Here is a 16,933-nt window from a genome sequence, read left to right as displayed (position 1 = left end):
TGCTTACACCCTTGTACTACTTTAGCTTTTCGTGTGAGCCGTTTTTAGCGGCGAAAGTTAATTTATCATAGAATCGCATTTAAAGTCAAGCAATAAAATAAAAATAAAAAAAGAACCAGAATAACATCTGATTCTCACTGGATTTTACCGTTATACGCTTGTATATCGCAACTCAATCTCTGAGGTTTCTTCATCGATGAGAACAGCGACTTCTTTGATCAAACCTTTTTTGACGAGTTTATTCAGCAATAAAGGAAGTTCTGTTTTGATTTCAAATAATTGACCATGCTGTTGAAGTTCATCTGAACTAAGCACCTTATCGTTTTCTCTGAGGATTTGGATAAACGCCTCGCAGCATCTTTCCATTTTTGACATAACCGAAAATTCACAAGCAAGCAAAACGAGCTGAACTCGTTGCTTCAATGTTTCTTTACTCATGGTCAATTCCTCATAAAGCTTGTACACGCCAGGATTTATTGCGCGAATCTGCCTCCACACGGTAATCTCCGGATGATAGCCATCCTCAATGATAACAATACGAGCCCAATGATGCAGGGCTTCTAAAATATTATTGTAAGCATCGAGCAAATGCTCATCTAAGATATATTCCTTGCTTTGAAGATATTTTCGCAGAAAAAGAGAGAACTCAACAAGAAGTTTATGTTCACGCAAGTCGGCAGGAAACTCAAGTATACGATGGCGCAGTCCTTCTAAATACGTATTCTGATCCAGAAGTATCTCCCCTTTTAGCAGCCAGTGAAGGATATTTCGGTTATGACCTTGACGTATCCATTGTTCAATGGAGGAGGGATCTACCCACCTTTCTTGTATCCGAGAATCGTCTCTTATATAATTGGTAGTATGATTGTTCAGGCTCAGGTCGTTCGTTACGATAAGCAGAAGTATATCAAAGCCATCTGTAAGTGAGGGAAGTTGCTTAGGATTMTCAACCGCCATGACACTAATGATCCGACTGTCATTTCGGAACTTAAGCAAAAACTGCTCTTTATCAATTCCCATGGGTGTCCAAAGCTCCTGTCTCCAATTGTTTATATCTTATTTCTACAATGCAAGAGGAGTTTCCTGCTGAATTCTGTGACAAATCATACAAAACTGATAGCTAATTTATGGGGGGAACAACGCGTGCGTTTCAGATCGAGTAAAGTAAATGAATTCCGCTTGTGGGGTCTTGCGCTAACAATGGGCGGCATGCTGCTTATGATTATAGGATTAGCGGGGGTCGTTTTCGACTGGGGACAAGCAGGACGAATTGTTGCTGTAATCTTCATGATTATCGGGATGGTGACCATGATGGTCAGTATGGGTATCTACTTCTGGGCTGGCATGTTATCCACGTCGGCGATTGCGCTTGATTGTCCGGAGTGCGGAAGAAGAACAAAGATGCTAGGAAAAACAGATCGCTGCATGTTCTGTAAAACCATTCTCACGGTCGATCCTCAGTATCAGTCTACAGCCGAGAATGAAACAGCTGCGACACAGGCAATTCCATTAGAACCAAACAGAGACCATGAGCATAAACCTCATTGATCCTCAGAAATAGCAAAAAGCCGATCCCATTAGAGTTAAGGGATCGGCTTTTTTCATGGCGTTTATGGAACCAAGCCATCCTGGATTACTTTCCACATCGGCAGCTGCTCGAAGCCCCTTCTCCATGTGGCCACTCCCGCTAGATCGTACTTCTTGACGAGATCAAGACGCGCCTTCAGTGAGGTCTCATCCTCCAGCCAGATACGAATGAGCTTCTCACCGTCTTTGTACTCCACATAATTTTGGCCAGTATCCGGCAAATAAGTTGGGGTTAGTTTTTTATCTTTGATAATGGCTGCGGCTGCTTCCATGGTTAACGTTTTGGAAGTGGCCGTTAATTTGCCATTTTTCATCTCTTCCGTCCATTGACGTGTATAAAATGGCACGCCTAAGACCAGCTTAGAAGGTGGAACCTTGTCAGCGTTAAGTATCTGCTTTACTGAACTTTCGGTCCATGGCAAGGAAGACACGGAACCCGATTTGGGGCTGGTGGCCCAGTACTCGTCATAGGCCATCACCATCATATAATCAACCACTTCGGCAAGCGCTGTCCGGTCATAAAACATGGACCACATCTCATTGGTTGATTTGGGCGTTACATCAATGGACACCGCTAAACCTTGTTCATGCATAAAAGGAGTCATTTCACGGACAAATTGGGTGAGATTTTCTTTATCTTTGAGATATACATTTTCAAAATCGATATTGAAGCCTTGCAGTTTATACGTTTGCGCAAAACCAAGCAACTGCTTGATGATTTTCATGCGGTTATCATAGGTCGATAGCGCTTTATTCGTCACATCAGGATCAAAACCGTTACTGAAGAGCGCCCAAACCTGATAATTCCGGGTTTGCGCCCATTTGACATAAGCCGCATCGGCTAAGTTCTTCAAGCGTCCTTCTCCATCAGACAAAGAGAACCAGGTTGGACTAACAACTTGCAAGCCAGGCATATCTCCTAACTTCGTTGTATCGGGATTTTTGCTAATGACATGTTCCCATGTCAGGTTTAGCTTACCCACAGGCGGCTTCCAGGGCACATAGGACGATGTATCTTCCTGGGCGGGAATGGTTTCTTCATGATCTATCTGAATGTCCGTTTTACGTACATATCCAATCGGCCCGCTCGTCTGTTGAACCTGATACCAATCTTCCTCTTCCCCAAGCAGTATAACCTGCTCACCTGATGCGATACTTGAAACGATAGGCGCTTTAATCGAGGCAAAAGTGCGCAGCTGCGCAGCTTCAGAGTCCGTGTGCTTTCCCCATTTGAGGATTTCACCTTTTTTAAATAAAAGAACGGCACCCGTCTGATCAGACTCTCTAATCTCAAAAGGGTACAATTGGCGCAGCGGCTCTATCGGCACATAAATGTCGCTCCCCTTCTTCTCCACAGGAAAAGACAATGTGATCGGTTTCTCGTTCATCAAGGCTGAAAGCTCGGTGGTCTTCAAACGCAGTACTTTATCTTTGGTCGTGATGATGACAGAATCGCTGCTTTTTTCGTATAGGATAGAAGGGTCGATCCACTCCTGAATGAGCTCCAAAGGAAGCTTCAGGCCCTCTTTTTCACCAATTGCGCTTAACTTATAATAATTCCCTTGATAAAAGACCGGCTTACTTAACTCGTGATATTCGGTTTCGACTTTCGTACGATTAGGGGCGAACTGCTGCCAAAGAAATGAAGCCGCACCTGCGGCGAACATCCCGATAATAAGTGAACTGATGAGTAGGATTTTCTTCGACGATTTTCTGCGCTGCTGCAAGATTTCACTTCCTTATATGCGATATAAAAAGAAAAAACGCTCTCTTACCCTCCCAATTTACTAGAAGGTATGATCACGTTTCATTATACAACATAGGAACAGGTTATGAGGAATTCTGCGAAAGTCAATGCTTGGTAACCCCTGTGCAATCCGGACAGACCCCATAAACCTCTAACCGGTAGCCGCCAACCTGAAAGCCTGTTTGCCCGGCAGCAGTTGTCTCAATATCATGAAGAGGCGGGTATTCAAAGTCTGCAATCTTGCCGCACACTTCGCAAACCGCATGGTAATGGTCTGTCATATCCGCATCAAAGCGACTCGAGCTATCTCCATAAGCCAGTTCCCGAACAAGTCCCGATTCAATAAAAACTTTAAGATTATTGTAAACAGTCGCTACGCTCATGTTAGGAAATTTGGATTCTAGGGACTTATAAATATCATCTGCTGTCGGATGCGTCATGGAGTCCAGCAAATAGGATAAAATCGCATGACGCTGGGGCGTCATTCGAACACCTGTTGTTTTCAATTTAGCTAATGCTTGTTCTAATTGTGCTGCCATGTTACACACCACCCGCTGTTAGTCAATAAAACCTTACATTATATTGTACGTGTGGTCATTCCCTTTTGTCAATCATGGTTATGCGGATTAGCCTGTCGGTCAGTGCTTATTTTTGCGAGAATCTATGACATATAGGGCTAATCCTCCAAGAACGAGAGCAATTGAGCCTAGATAAGAGCCCATGAAATCAAATAGTCCCGTGACCCAAGCCGGCTTATTGCTGAGAAGAAAAAAGATTACACCAGCAACGACGAGCAATACCCCCATGTTGGTGCCTTTGATCAATTTCTGTAAAGGATCATGAAACTCATGATCATAGGACCCTGCAAACTCGCCGAGTTCATTACGTCGGTTCACATAATCTGTAATTTGAAGCGCATCAAAGAGATTGTAGAAATAAATCACAGGAATAAACAGGGAAAATAGGGTGACAGCAGGAACGCTTGTATCATTTTGAGAGGCTAACGACGTAATGATAAAGATATCAAGGATCAACAGCAGCATCAGGAATACGCCGCGCTGCATGAGACCTAAGTAAAGATGCCCAGTTCCTGGGACGATGAAAGATAACACGCCTGCAACCCACTTGCGCTTCCTAGGAATAGGGTAATACGGCGCATAGTTTGGATAGGAAGAATCAGTTGAATAAGGGGGGATATGTGAACTGTCTTTGGGTATAGACATGTGAAAAGCCTCCGTTCTTCTGGTCATAATAACTCAGATAAATGTTGGATATATGTTGTAATTTGAATAATACCTACATCAATGTTCATAATCTTATGAATGATTCCTAACTGGAACAGGAGTACGGTTGCTGCGGTTGCAAAGAGCCCGTTGACCCAGGCTTTACGCCGGTATACCTGCCAATTGGATTGCGGTACAGAGATCTCATCAGCTTGGACAGCGCGCATGATACGATCCGTCAACAAGGGGCTTGGTTCGTTAAGCGGAAGCTCATCTAAGAGCTTATTTAGGTACTGCGTGAGCCTGATGTCTTCTTGTTGCTTGGGATTCATGCGGGTTCACCTCCAACCATTTTTCTTTGAGCATCGCTTTTCCCCGGTATAATCTAGTTTCGAGCGTTTTCACAGGCAAGCCGGTTGCCTCGGACATCTCTTGATAAGAAAGTTGCTTATAATGATACAAATACATAATGAGTCTGTACTTGTCCGGAGGAGAACCCCTTCAACTTTTTCCTTTTTCCATCGTCACACCGCTGACTCCATCAATTTGATTGATTCCTTCAAGTACAGAAACGATAATGGACGGCTTAGGCATCGTGACATGAAACGTAATTTGAACATGGTTCGGCTTGTCTTCATTCTCTTGTACTTCCAATGTAATTTTACGAATATCGACTTTCTGTTTACCTAAAAGGGTAGTAATCACACCGAGAGTCCCTGGCTGATCAACGGCCAGAATTTTGAGAATACGAATTTTTTTCCCGTTAAAAAACTTCTGTTCCACTTTGTTCAGAATCCACAAGGATATGAGGACCATAAAGCAAGCCAAGACAGCCGGATAATAAAAGCCCGCTCCGACAGCAAGCCCAATCCCTGCCACCACCCAAAGCGAAGCCGCCGTCGTAAGCCCTGTAATGGATCTTCCGTTAAAAATAATTGTTCCAGCACCTAAGAACCCGATGCCACTGATGACCTGCGCTGCTAAACGCGACGGATCTAGGCGAACGTTCACCTCGTTCACAAAAGCGCTAAATCCATACATGGAGAGCAGCATGACAAGGGCGGAACCTACACAAACCAAAATGTGCGTGCGGAGCCCTGCTGCATGAGAGCTAACCTCCCGTTCAAATCCGATTAAGCCCCCGAGAAATAGAGCCAATACTAACCGTATAGTGATATGTACTTGATCAATAACCCATGGATTGGTCACGATGTTATCGCCTCCTTATTTTACCGGATGACTCCCTGGCCGCTCAAAGGTCGTTAATGACACGCCCGGAGGAACTGTGAAAACCCGCTTAACTGTAAAGCCAAACCCTTGATAAAGATCGATGGCTGGCAGGTTCGCCGTACCCGTTGATACAATAAAAAGCTGCACACCATTATTTTCTTGTTTATGTAGTATATGTTCCAAAAGCGCCCTAGCAATACCGCGCCGAAAAAATTTAGGATGAACCATCATCCGGCAGATTGTGACTACACAACCTTCACGGGAATATGAAATCGCGCCAACCAACTTGCTCTCGTTCTCTTCTTGCACGTAATAGCCGTAGAATGTCTCCTCAGCCTCACGTATAGACTGAATGCCATCCTTAAGCGGAGGGATGTCCTCAAAGCCAATCAGATCAGCTTCAACGCGGTAGGAAGCGATTTGAAGCGCTAACAGGTGCAGGATTTCCTCGTTGGTATGCAATGAAAGCGATTGTATAGACATGCGGAAGCCTCCTTCAAAGAAAAAAAGTGGTGTCCATAAGGATCACCACTTTACTGTATCATTTGCTGTTCAGGCACTCCAGAATTAATTTGTTAACCAGTCCTGGATTGGCTTTGCCTTTGGTTTCTTTCATGACTTGACCGACCAAGAAGCCAACGGCTTTCTCTTTACCGGCTTTGAAATCGGCAACCGATTGCGGACTATTGTCAACAACCTGCTCGACAACAGCTTTAATCGCGCCTTCGTCGCTGATCTGAACGAGTCCTTGCTCTTCCACGATCTTCTGTGGCTCTTTGCCGGATTCGATCATTTCTTTAAAGACGGTTTTGGCGATTTTGTTGGAAATGGTGCCTTTTTCGATCAGGCCAATCATTTCTCCCAGACCTTTGCCTGTCACTTTCACATCAGCAAGTTCAAGATTGTTCGCATTCAAATACCCGAGCAGATCGCCCATAATCCAGTTCGAGACTGCTTTGGCATCCTGCGTATAGTTAAGGCTCTCTTCAAAGAAGTTAGCCATCTTCATGGAAGATGTGATGACTTCTGCATCATAGTTCGGCAAGCCAAACTGGCTGCTGTATCTAGCTTTGCGGGCATCAGGAAGCTCAGGGATCGTAGCTTTGACGGCGTCTTGCCAAGCATCGTCGATATAAAGGCTAACGAGATCTGGATCCGGGAAGTAGCGGTAGTCGTGCGCATCTTCTTTGCCGCGCATCGAGAGCGTCTTGCCCTGTCCGTCATCCCAGCGGCGCGTCTCCTGCTCGACTACACCGCCGCTGCGGAGAATCTCCGCTTGCCGATACTCCTCGTACTCCAGTCCTTTCAGGACGCCACGGAACGAGTTCATGTTCTTCAGCTCGGCTCTCGTGCCGAACTTCTCTTGGCCGAATGGACGCAAGGAGATGTTCGCGTCGCAGCGCATCGAGCCTTCCTCCATTTTCACATCGGACACGTCGCAGTAGATCATGATTGCTCTAATCTTCTCGAGGTAAGCGCGAGCTTCCTCCGGCGAACGCAGATCAGGCTCGGACACGATCTCGATGAGCGGCGTTCCCGCACGGTTCAAGTCAACAAGTGAGGCATATCCGCCATCCACGTGCGTTAGCTTGCCCGCATCTTCCTCCAAATGCACGCGCGTCACGCCAATGCGTTTGGTTTCGCCGTTCACTTCAATATCAACCCAACCATTCAAACCGATCGGCTGATCGTATTGAGAAGTTTGGTAAGCATCGGGTGAATCCGGGTAAAAATAGTTTTTGCGGTCAAATTTGCTGTTCGTGGAAATGGTGCAATTCAGCGCCATCGCAGCTTTCATCGCGTATTCCACCGCTTGGCGGTTGAGCACGGGCAATACGCCCGGGTGTCCTAAACAAACGGGACATGTATTCGTATTCGGAGGTGCACCAAATGAGGTTGCACAACCGCAAAATATTTTGGATGCGGTATGAAGTTCTACGTGGACCTCAAGACCGACGACCGTTTCAAATTGGGTATCTGTTGCCGACAAAATAAATGCCTCCTTCGTTACTCATGAACTATGAACCTACAATTGCGGGCGCTGCTTGTGGTGATCTGTATGCTGCTCAAAAGCGTGAGCTACACGCAGTAGGGTAGCTTCATCGAGCGCTTTGCCGATGACTTGCAGGCCAACCGGAAGTTCATTCACGAATCCGCAAGGTACGCTAATCGCCGGAATACCCGCTAAGCTGACCGGAATGGTCATGATATCATTAAGATACATCGTGAGCGGATCGTTGCTTTGCTCGCCAATTCTGAAAGCAGGCGTCGGTGCCGTTGGCCCAATGATAATATCGAATTTCTCAAACACTTGATCAAAATCTTGCTTGATCAATGTGCGGACTTGTTGTGCTTTCAAATAGTAAGCATCGTAGTAGCCTGAACTTAATGCATAGGTTCCAAGCATGATCCGGCGTTTGACCTCAGGGCCAAAGCCTTCGCTGCGGGAAAGATGATACAAATCAAGCAGATTGTTGGCGTTGTCGGAACGAACGCCGTAACGAATCCCGTCAAAACGAGCGAGGTTCGATGATGCTTCAGAAGAAGCAAGCAAATAGTAGGTTGCAACCGCGTATTCGGAATGCGGCAGGGATACTTCTTCCCATACTGCGCCTAAACCTTCGAGCACTTTAAGAGCATCGAGGACTTTCTCTTTGACCGCTGGGTCAATCCCATTGCCCATGTATTCTTTCGGTACGCCGATGCGCAGACCCTTGACATCTCCAGTCAATGCGCTGAGATAATCAGGGATGTCCACTTTCGCAGAAGTGGAATCCTTCGCGTCATAGCCCGCAATTGCTTGCAGCAGGTAAGCGGAGTCTTCTACGTTCTTCGTCAGCGGCCCGATTTGGTCGAGCGAAGACGCGAACGCAACAAGACCATAACGGGACACAAGGCCGTACGTCGGCTTCAGCCCGACGATACCGCAATAAGCAGCCGGCTGGCGAATCGAGCCGCCGGTGTCGGAGCCCAGCGAGAAATACACCTCGCCTGCAGCTACGGCAGCAGCAGAACCACCGCTGGAGCCGCCTGGCACATAATCCGTGTTCCACGGATTGTGGGTCGGATGGTAGGCGGAGTTCTCGTTGGAGCCGCCCATCGCGAACTCATCCATATTAAGTTTACCTATGGTAACCGTTTGTGCCTCTTTCAGCTTGCTGACAACGGTCGCATCATAGATCGGATTGTAGTTGGATAAGAACTTACTAGCACATGTCGTTCTCAGACCTTCGGTGACCATGTTATCTTTGATCCCAATCGGAAGGCCGAATAAATCGCCACGAGTAAGACCGCTGGCCAGCTGCTCGTCCAACTTGGCCGCAGCTTGTCTTGCGTTCTCTTCATCTAATGTAAGGAAAGCGCGAACTTTACTTTCCACTTGCCCAATTCTTGTATAGGATTGATCCACGAGATCGGCAACGGTAATCTCTTTGCCTTGCAGCTTCGCGTGAATTTGTTGTAGGTTTAGATCAAACAAAGACAACGACAGGCACACCCTTTCATATGGTTCTCTATTCTCTATTCTAAAACAGCCGGAACTTTGAACTGCCCGTCTTCCTGTTCGGGAGCGTTGGCCATGACTTTCTCAATCGGCAGCGACGGCGTAACGACGTCTTCCCGCATGACATTCACTAGCGGCATAGCGTGGCTCGTTGGAGCTATTCCTTCGGTATTCAACCCGTTCAACTGCTCCGCATATTTTAAAATGGCATTAAGCTGTCCGGTAAATAGCTCTTTCTCATTCTCGCTTAGATCGAGTCTAGCTAACTTCGCGACATGATCGACATCTTTTCTGGTAATGCTCAAGTTCTCTACACCCCTTTGAATCAGCATTTAGTCATTCTTTTCATTATATCCCAGATAATTTGTGAACTCAATCCAGAAAAAACCACAACGCCTTGGATGCCAAGGTTTTTAGGAACCTCTTCGCACAAGGAGCTGTGGTTAATTGTAAAGAATGATTTTATTGGATGAATCCTGTATCCATAGCTTTCGCTTTTTCTTTTAACACATAATACTTTAGTTTGGCTGCGGCTAGTAGTGTTTCATTCTGATCTACTTTTATCTGAAATTTGTTCAAATCATGCTTGGAAATAACGCCTACCTCATAGCGAAACTTCATTTTTTGGAGATCCGCTTGAACATCGGTTAAATTCCGCTGCTCGGTAAGCACTCCCGTATAGGCATTAGTGGCATCATGATAAGTAGTTTGAATTTTCTTGGTCAATTCAAGCTGCATTTGCTCGTTTTTCTGCCCATTGATCGCTACATTTACGCCCAAGTATGTGTCCCCATACGTATTCTGGGTCACAGTGTGTTCTGTTCCCCACACAGCTTCATCCAAGTTATTCCCCGATGTTTTCATTTGATAAGAAGCCTTCAATAAAGTCATCGTATCGGTCTCTACAACCGGCTCAATTGAATTTGAATTGATATCTTGGAGAACTAGATTAGGATCATAGGAAATTCCGATGTCTGTCGAAAGCTGCACAAGGCCCAAACGATAATTGTTCAGTAAAATGGCGGTATCGTCCTTCTGTTTGTTGATGGCTTTCTGCGCAGTCCGTACATCCTCTGAGGAGGCCAGACCTTGCTGTGACAGAAGCGTTGCACGAAGCAGCTCCTTCTCGATCACACCTTCATATTCATTCATGAAAGCAAGCTGTTTCTTCTGGCCTAGCAGCTGCACATATTGCGCGATGGTCTGCAGGCGAATACCGGCTTTGGCTTCATCGGTTTGGAGCAGCGAGTTGCGTTGGTCCGTTCCTAATTGATGAGCCGCMGTGCTCATTTGCGCCCGCTGTGAGGAAATAATCGCGTTCATACCGCCAGCTAGGGCGCCCATGCCCTGCATCATCTGGTTCATAGCGTTATTTTGCATCACGGTCCAGGCAATATCGGTGGGTTCTGTGAGGTTCGGCAGCTGCGGATTTCCCGTGTTCGTAACCTCCGCAGGTGTGCTTGGCAAGTGGCCAGGTGCAAAAGACGCCGAGCTCATGTTATCCATTTGCTGCGCAAGGTCAGACTTCTTGCTGCCTTGAGCGGCATATTTTAGCGCTAGCATGGAGAGGTTATGGGAATCTTTCAGCGCTTTCTCCAGCACATAGTCCAAGTTAACCGAGGATATGGTCTCCAGAACGTCCTCGTTCACATAAACATGCTGATCGGGATCCAGAGTCGAATCCGCGTAAACATAGGCTGAGCCGGAAAGGAGTAACAGGGCTGTAGAGAGACTTATGAGCGTTTTTTTCAAAAAAATCGCTTCCTTCCTTGAGTTGTTAGGCAGTGAGATTGGTGCCAGACGGCAGCGCAGGCTGATTAACGGAAGTTTTCTTCTTAGAAAATACAACAAAGCGCGTTAGCAGCATGGCGATGAAATAAGTCAGCGCACCGGTTAGAATGAGCGCAATGCAATCATGCCAAATGGTCGAGAAATCGTTGCCCTTCACGAACACATTGCGCACACCGTCCAAGAAATATGTCAGTGGCAGCATGTGCCCGAATACTTGGAGAGCTTTCGGCATTGCTTCGAACGGCCAAGTGAAGCCTGAAAGCATGAAGGATGGCACAGCGATGAGCATCGCCGTTTGCGTAGCTCCAAGCTGATTGCTGGAGAACAAGCTGATGAGATAACCGATCCCGCTGACCGCGAAGGTAAAACTAAGAATGATAGCCAAGCCAACAAGCAAACTTCCGCCCATAGGAGCGCCAAAAGCATACAAGGCAATGACAAAGGTGACGGACGTGTTAAAAATGTTAATCAAGAAATACGGAGCTGTCTTAGCATACGCGATGCGCCATGGATTTCTTTTCCAAGCCTCAAAACGCTGCCATGTACCCGCATCTTTCTCCCTAGTAATCGTTAAAGCAATACCGAGAAATAACACCTGCTGCAAAATAGCCCCGACAAGACCGTACAGCATAAAATCACTATAGTTAAACGTCGGATTATACATAATCCGATATCGGTAAGGAATCGGCGAGAGAGTGTTCATGACTTGCTCATTTTGAAGCCCTTGCTGCAATTGCAGCTTTTTCTGGGAGTAGCCCATGCTGAATGTTGTGATCACTTCGTTCGCACCTTTGGTCGCCGAGTTCGAAATCATCATGTTGCTGCCGTCAATTAGCGTGAGAAGTGGCAGCGTTTCACCATGCTTCAGCTTCGCCTCGAAGTTCGAAGGAATCACTAATCCGACTTTCGCTTCCCCTGTCTCCAGCGCACGCTTTACTTCCTCCTCCGAGTGATATTCCTTCTTAATCTCGAACGATTCACTCTGCTCAAAAGCTTGAATGACCTGACGGCTGAGCGGACTTTGGTCTTCATCCATGACGACAGTCGCCATTTCCGTGACTTTGTGGTGGACATAAATCGAACCGAAAAGCACGGTATACATCACCGGAACAAAGAACAAAATCAGAAAAAGACGCCGGTCCTTCAGAATGTGCATCCATTCTTCCGTTATCAGCTTGCCAATCCGAAGATCCATCTCTTTCATCATCCTTCCGTTATACCGTTCCATTRCAAGGTCATGCCGGTTGTAGCTGTGTCTGGCAGTGTGCCCAGTTCGATTTTGATACCAAAGGAGCGGATATCCGTTTCACCTGAGGTTTGCGTCGCTTTTTTGATGGCAAAATCCGGTGCTGCCGCCACTGATGTAACGGTACCTACGACATTCTCGCCTGTTGACACCATTGTCATGCTGATTTTATTCCCCGCTTTGAGTCCTGCAATCGAAGTCTCAGGCAAGTAAAACTTAGCCCAGCGCTTCTCTGTAGACTCCATAGAAAGTACAGGGAACCCCGAACCAACAAGCTCGCCAACTTGCGCAGATTGGTACAAAACCACACCATCTGTTGGAGCAAGCAGCTCGGTATAACTCAAATAGGTCTCGGCTTCCAGCTGCGCGGCTTGTGCTTGCTGCTCGCCGGACTGCGCGGATTTGACCGCGCCTTGTGCTTGCTGCACGGCTGCTTCAGCCGCTGCGACATCGCCTTGTCGCACCTGSACCGTTCCGCGGTTCGCTTCAGCAAGCTTCAAAGACGCTTTCGCTTGCTCCAGCAAAGCCTCCGCTCCGCGAATCTCTTCCTCCCGCGGGCCTTGGTTCGCCATGCTCAGCTGCTGCTGCGCCAGATCGCGCTTGGTCTTCGCTTCCTCGAAGCTGATCTTCACTTTGTCTACGTCCGCTTGCGAGACAAGACCTTGCTCCAGCATCGCATTCATCCGATTCAAATTCTGCTCGGCAATCGCGTACACTTCCGAAGCCGCTTGGAATTGAATCTCAGCCTGCTTCTTCTCTTCCGGGCGCGCGCCATTCTTCAGCACATCCACTTTCGCTTGCGCGGCGTTAACCGCTGCTTGGGCCTGTGCGACCTGCTGTTCGGCCGTATCCGCCGTCACATTCACGCCCGCGATGCCCTGCTGCTTCTTCGCTACCGCGGTAGCTGTCGCGCCTTTCGCCTCGGCAATTTTGCCTTGCGCGAGCGCAACTGCAGCTTTGGCCTGCGCGACCTTCGCCTCAATCTCGGCGCTTTGCAGTCGGGCCAGTACCTGCCCTTTTTTCACCGCATCCCCTTCTTTCACGAGGACCTCAGTGACTCTGCCGCCTATCTTAAAGCTGGCGCTCACTTCGTTCGTTTCTATATAAGCCGTAGGATGCACTTGATTCACGGCATTCGTCTGACTCGTAGCTTCTTTCGACGTTAGCAGAAAGGCACTTGTGCCGATGACAACCGCCATCGCAGAATAAACCATTGGTCGAATAAAACGCATAAAAAATCCCTCCACACAATAATAAAAAAAATTTACTCATTAATAAAATTACCAAAGTAGATCTTCAACAGATTCAGAATCCGTTCATCGGTCAGAGGCTCATTCTGCTTCTCCCAATCGAACACTAGGGCCACATAAAGCTTAAATAATATAAAAGCCGTCATTTTGGGCTCACAATTTTGCATAGTGCCATTATGTATCGCACGTTCAATATGTTCAGAGATAAACTGAACAACCTCCGTCTCAATACTGGCCATCGCTTCGATCGTAACCGGGCTGCCAAATTGCTGCACCTCGTGAGACAGTTGAATGAGCAGCTCATGCTCTTTGCGGAAAACGAGAATTTCATACAGGGCACCATGAATTTTCTCAAAAGGTGTAGCCCCAGCCGCGATCGCTTTCTCGGCGACGGTTTTCATTTCTGTGATTAACGACTGAATAATGTCGTGCAGGAGTTCTTCTTTATTGGCAAAAAACGTATAAATCGTCGCCTTGCCGACACCGGCAATCTTGGCGATCTGATCCATCGTCGTGCCTTTGTACCCGAACAGGGAGAAAGATTTCTTGGCAGATTCCATAATCAATTGTTTTTTGGCATCCATATGCGCACCTCAGAACTAGAATACTAAAATAGTTTTATGTTCGGTTATTAATGTACCACCATTTACCGATTTTATCAACCGCCTCTTCGAAAAAGAAAAAAAAGCCCGTCCCAGAAGGTAGATACACCTAGAGGACAGACAGAAACCGAAACTTCCTACAGGTCTCTTGTGAAATTATTCGATAACGGACACCTATGCCGTTATAATCGATAAATGAGCCATAATAGCAGCGAACAAAAAAAGGTGCCCAACAGCCCATTCCCTGGCTACTGAGACACCCTCTATTTCCTATATTCGTCTATTAAATCCAGGCTTTCAAGCCGATTTGTTTAATAAATTCTTCTCTGGACTGCACGTCTTTGTCCCGTTCCTTTTCCGGCTCTGGACTTTCATCGCCGTTCATCACTCTTCGGAACAACTCTTCATTCTTTGTGGCCAGCGCAAAATCGATCAACGCTTCTTTCTCGACTCGAGCCGCTTCCTCATGAAGAAGCACTTCTTCTAACTCTATATCAAGTGCAGGCACATAATAATGCTTATTATCTTTGGGAACTCGAATGACGTAATCGAAAATATTATCGTTATTCCGGTCGTACGCAATGATATATCCATATCCGCCAATCGGCAGGTTTTGTTCTAAACTATCCCCAATGACGATGACCACTAAACACCTTGCGCTATGTTGGAAGGGCTGAAGGAATTTCCTTTCTGATTTTATTAGGCATTGCTATGCCGCTCAAATATGCACTCGACCTTCCGCAGGCTGTAAAATTTGTGGGAATGGCACACGGGTTTCTCTTCGTGCTCTATCTCTTGTCCATTGCTTGGGTCACACTCATGCATCGTTGGTCGGTTTGGCGAGTTTTGGGGGCTTTTCTCGCTGCCTTCATTCCTTTTGGTCCTTTTATTCTGGAGCGCCGAATTTCCAAATAAAGAAAGGAACTGATAGAAGTAAAAAAGAATTAGTTACATAGAGCAAATCAGAATCAGCAGGAGGCTAACATGAGCGGAAACGGGGATACCCCAGCAAAGGCACGACCTTCTCTAACGGAAGGACCTATTGCCAAGACATTAATTTTATTCTCATTACCCATTCTTTTAGGCAACGTACTTCAGACACTTAATGGCTCTATCAATGCCGTGTGGATCGGCAAGTATCTCGGTGAAGGCGCTCTCGCAGCGACATCGAATGCCAACATCATTATGTTCTTTCTAATCAGCTCGATCTTCGGGTTTGCGATGGCTGCCGTCATTTTGATCGGTCAAAATCTCGGTGCGAAAAAAACGCATGAAGCCAAAAAAGTAGTCGGCACCAGCACCGTCTTCTTTTTTACTCTTTCTATTCTTGTTGCCGCTTTCGGACTGCTATTTTCTTCAACCATTCTAACTTGGATGAACACACCGCCGGACGTGAAGGACCTCGCGGTTACCTATACACGGATTTTGTTCGCGGGCGTTCCGTTTATGTTCGGATTCAACCTGATCATGGCCATATTACGCGGCTCCGGTGATGCGAAGACGCCGTTCTACTTCTTGCTTTTATCCGCGATATTGGACGTTATCCTGAATCCAGTCTTAATTGACGGAATTGGGCCTTTTCCGAAAATGGGCATTGCCGGCTCAGCTGTAGCCACCTTCATTGCTCAATTGATCAGCTTCGCGCTGCTCATTGTGTATTTGTACCGCAAAAAATATTTTCTGCGGATTACCAAAATAGATCTCCCACTGCTGCGCATCGATTGGATGATCATTCGCACCTTGATTCAAAAAGGGGTGCCCATGGGGCTAAACATGGTCGTCGTATCTGTCAGCAATTTATTGCTCGTTCATCTCGTAAATTCGTATGGATCTGAATCGACGGCTGCGTTTGGTGTAGCCATGCAAATATCCAGCTATGTGCAAATGCCAGCTATGGCGATCGGCGGAGCCGTTACCTCCATGGCCGCACAGAACATCGGTGCTGGCTTGTGGGGCCGAGTGAACCGCATTACGTGGACAGGTGTAGGCGTCAACATAGTGATGACGGGCCTAATCGTCGTCGTGCTGACCTTGTTCAACCGAGAAGTCGTCTCGCTGTTCCTACCGCCTGAAGGGAAAGCGATCGCTCTCGGGGTACACATCAATAATATAACGTTATGGTCATTTATCATTTTTGGCGTATTTAATGTTGTGGCAGGCGTCGTTCGTTCTGCTGGTTCCGTAGTATTCCCGCTTGTTGTGGCCTTCATTGCGCTGCTGCTAGTGCGTATCCCACTCGCCACAGTGCTCTCCCACCAGTACGGGTTTGATGTCATCTGGTGGAGCTTCCCTGTCAGTTTCAGTGTAGCTGTGACGCTGAATCTGCTTTACTATCAGTTCGGTAAATGGAGAGAAGCTAGAATGATACCAGTTAAGGCTTGAGGAGACTCGAAGGCTGAGACTTTATTGCGAAAGGAACTACAGGGCTCTATTTGAGTAAAATAGGATGATTTCTATATTTTAACGGAAGTGTAGGGTCTTATTGGAGTTGAAATGCTTACCTTCAAGCAATAATTGGTAAAGTAGCGGATCGTAGTTCCCACTACCTGGCTAAAAGGCTCATTTCTTGAAAAATAGCGGACCATAGTTCCTATTGGATCAGCATTTTCACAACTATCGTATACGAAAGAGACTATCCCAGGTCATCATGAACCTTACGGGATAGTCTCTTTGCTATTTGTTAAAGCTGCAGCAAATCTTTATGTACTTTCACTACGATTTTCTTGTTAGCGCTCGCTTCAGTAATCGTGCAGTT

18 protein-coding genes and 1 pseudogene are annotated in these 16,933 nt (G+C 46.7%); 3 read left to right on the top strand and 16 right to left on the bottom strand.

Translation table 11 applies throughout. The annotated features are described in order from the left end of the window. Nucleotides 1-150 precede the first annotated feature (150 nt). Nucleotides 151-1,020 carry a nucleotidyltransferase-like protein gene (locus AC1DUA_RS09680; RefSeq protein WP_477499529.1) on the bottom strand — a complete coding sequence of 290 codons (870 nt, stop codon included), beginning with the start codon at nucleotides 1,018-1,020 and terminating at the stop codon, nucleotides 151-153. Nucleotides 1,021-1,143: 123 nt separating this feature from the next. On the opposite strand from AC1DUA_RS09680, the gene AC1DUA_RS09675 reads away from it, so the two are divergent. Continuing rightward, nucleotides 1,144-1,548 carry a DUF2614 family zinc ribbon-containing protein gene (locus AC1DUA_RS09675; protein WP_477499528.1) on the top strand — a complete coding sequence of 135 codons (405 nt, stop codon included), beginning with the start codon at nucleotides 1,144-1,146 and terminating at the stop codon, nucleotides 1,546-1,548. A 62-nt stretch (nucleotides 1,549-1,610) separates the two neighbouring features. Here the strand turns inward: AC1DUA_RS09675 and AC1DUA_RS09670 are convergent, their stop codons facing one another. From AC1DUA_RS09670 to AC1DUA_RS09600, 15 genes and pseudogenes are all read right to left on the bottom strand, one after another. Continuing rightward, nucleotides 1,611-3,314, bottom strand: a complete 1,704-nt coding sequence (locus tag AC1DUA_RS09670) for a glycosyl hydrolase family 18 protein (protein ID WP_477499527.1) — start codon at nucleotides 3,312-3,314, stop codon at nucleotides 1,611-1,613. 124 nt (nucleotides 3,315-3,438) lie between these two features. Beyond that, nucleotides 3,439-3,873 (bottom strand): peroxide-responsive transcriptional repressor PerR, encoded by a 435-nt coding sequence (gene perR / locus AC1DUA_RS09665; protein WP_477499526.1) that lies wholly within the window; start codon nucleotides 3,871-3,873, stop codon nucleotides 3,439-3,441. A 99-nt stretch (nucleotides 3,874-3,972) separates the two neighbouring features. Continuing rightward, complete coding sequence (locus AC1DUA_RS09660; RefSeq protein WP_477499525.1) at nucleotides 3,973-4,557, bottom strand: hypothetical protein; 585 nt, start codon at nucleotides 4,555-4,557, stop codon at nucleotides 3,973-3,975. Nucleotides 4,558-4,580: 23 nt separating this feature from the next. Further along, complete coding sequence (locus AC1DUA_RS09655; RefSeq protein ID WP_477499524.1) at nucleotides 4,581-4,889, bottom strand: hypothetical protein; 309 nt, start codon at nucleotides 4,887-4,889, stop codon at nucleotides 4,581-4,583. Next, nucleotides 4,840-5,034 (bottom strand): annotated as a pseudogene (locus tag AC1DUA_RS09650) (RNA polymerase sigma factor); the annotation flags it as partial. The gene AC1DUA_RS09655 and the pseudogene AC1DUA_RS09650, both read right to left, overlap by 50 nt. Nucleotides 5,035-5,058: 24 nt before the next feature. After that, nucleotides 5,059-5,766 (bottom strand): MgtC/SapB family protein, encoded by a 708-nt coding sequence (locus AC1DUA_RS09645; RefSeq protein WP_477499523.1) that lies wholly within the window; start codon nucleotides 5,764-5,766, stop codon nucleotides 5,059-5,061. A 15-nt stretch (nucleotides 5,767-5,781) separates the two neighbouring features. Next, entirely contained in the window at nucleotides 5,782-6,270 is a 489-nt protein-coding gene (locus AC1DUA_RS09640) for a GNAT family N-acetyltransferase (protein WP_477499522.1), read from the bottom strand. A 58-nt stretch (nucleotides 6,271-6,328) separates the two neighbouring features. After that, nucleotides 6,329-7,780 carry an Asp-tRNA(Asn)/Glu-tRNA(Gln) amidotransferase subunit GatB gene (gene gatB / locus AC1DUA_RS09635; RefSeq protein ID WP_477499530.1) on the bottom strand — a complete coding sequence of 484 codons (1,452 nt, stop codon included), beginning with the start codon at nucleotides 7,778-7,780 and terminating at the stop codon, nucleotides 6,329-6,331. Nucleotides 7,781-7,813: 33 nt separating this feature from the next. Further along, nucleotides 7,814-9,271 (bottom strand): Asp-tRNA(Asn)/Glu-tRNA(Gln) amidotransferase subunit GatA, encoded by a 1,458-nt coding sequence (gene gatA, locus AC1DUA_RS09630; RefSeq protein ID WP_477499521.1) that lies wholly within the window; start codon nucleotides 9,269-9,271, stop codon nucleotides 7,814-7,816. 35 nt (nucleotides 9,272-9,306) lie between these two features. Beyond that, a complete protein-coding gene (gatC, locus tag AC1DUA_RS09625) occupies nucleotides 9,307-9,594 on the bottom strand; it encodes an Asp-tRNA(Asn)/Glu-tRNA(Gln) amidotransferase subunit GatC (protein WP_145669695.1) in 288 nt (95 codons plus the stop codon). Between the two features lie 157 nt (nucleotides 9,595-9,751). Continuing rightward, on the bottom strand, nucleotides 9,752-11,041 hold the full coding sequence (locus tag AC1DUA_RS09620; RefSeq protein ID WP_477499520.1) for a TolC family protein: 1,290 nt from the start codon (nucleotides 11,039-11,041) through the stop codon (nucleotides 9,752-9,754). Nucleotides 11,042-11,066: 25 nt separating this feature from the next. Further along, on the bottom strand, nucleotides 11,067-12,275 hold the full coding sequence (locus AC1DUA_RS09615; protein WP_477499519.1) for an ABC transporter permease: 1,209 nt from the start codon (nucleotides 12,273-12,275) through the stop codon (nucleotides 11,067-11,069). 8 nt (nucleotides 12,276-12,283) lie between these two features. Beyond that, on the bottom strand, nucleotides 12,284-13,558 hold the full coding sequence (locus tag AC1DUA_RS09610) for an HlyD family secretion protein (protein WP_477499518.1): 1,275 nt from the start codon (nucleotides 13,556-13,558) through the stop codon (nucleotides 12,284-12,286). 32 nt (nucleotides 13,559-13,590) lie between these two features. Beyond that, nucleotides 13,591-14,160 (bottom strand): TetR/AcrR family transcriptional regulator, encoded by a 570-nt coding sequence (locus AC1DUA_RS09605; RefSeq protein WP_477499517.1) that lies wholly within the window; start codon nucleotides 14,158-14,160, stop codon nucleotides 13,591-13,593. A gap of 301 nt (nucleotides 14,161-14,461) precedes the next feature. Next, nucleotides 14,462-14,824: an ATPase gene (locus tag AC1DUA_RS09600; protein ID WP_477499516.1), complete on the bottom strand. Its 363-nt coding sequence runs from the start codon at nucleotides 14,822-14,824 to the stop codon at nucleotides 14,462-14,464. A gap of 8 nt (nucleotides 14,825-14,832) precedes the next feature. Here AC1DUA_RS09600 and AC1DUA_RS09595 point away from each other — a divergent pair, with 8 nt between their 5' ends. Beyond that, nucleotides 14,833-15,093, top strand: a complete 261-nt coding sequence (locus AC1DUA_RS09595; protein ID WP_477499515.1) for a DUF3817 domain-containing protein — start codon at nucleotides 14,833-14,835, stop codon at nucleotides 15,091-15,093. Nucleotides 15,094-15,162: 69 nt separating this feature from the next. Beyond that, the gene (locus AC1DUA_RS09590) at nucleotides 15,163-16,560 is read left to right on the top strand and encodes an MATE family efflux transporter (protein ID WP_477499514.1); all 1,398 of its coding nucleotides are present in this window, start codon (nucleotides 15,163-15,165) and stop codon (nucleotides 16,558-16,560) included. The last annotated feature ends 373 nt before the right edge of the window (nucleotides 16,561-16,933 follow it).

Source organism: Paenibacillus sp. 01T422 (assembly GCF_056398785.1).
Note: the sequence above shows the minus strand (reverse complement) of the source record. Positions and strands in the feature narration are given on the sequence as shown.

Excerpts from the sequence above, each read along its gene's own strand:
- perR (WP_477499526.1), bottom strand. The coding sequence starts at position 3,873 with ATGGCAGCACAATTAGAACAAGCATTAGCTAAATTGAAAACAACAGGT.
- AC1DUA_RS09660 (WP_477499525.1), bottom strand. The coding sequence starts at position 4,557 with ATGTCTATACCCAAAGACAGTTCACATATCCCCCCTTATTCAACTGAT.
- AC1DUA_RS09655 (WP_477499524.1), bottom strand. The coding sequence starts at position 4,889 with ATGAATCCCAAGCAACAAGAAGACATCAGGCTCACGCAGTACCTAAAT.
- AC1DUA_RS09640 (WP_477499522.1), bottom strand. The coding sequence starts at position 6,270 with ATGTCTATACAATCGCTTTCATTGCATACCAACGAGGAAATCCTGCAC.
- AC1DUA_RS09615 (WP_477499519.1), bottom strand. The coding sequence starts at position 12,275 with ATGGATCTTCGGATTGGCAAGCTGATAACGGAAGAATGGATGCACATT.
- AC1DUA_RS09605 (WP_477499517.1), bottom strand. The coding sequence starts at position 14,160 with ATGGATGCCAAAAAACAATTGATTATGGAATCTGCCAAGAAATCTTTC.
- AC1DUA_RS09590 (WP_477499514.1), top strand. The coding sequence starts at position 15,163 with ATGAGCGGAAACGGGGATACCCCAGCAAAGGCACGACCTTCTCTAACG.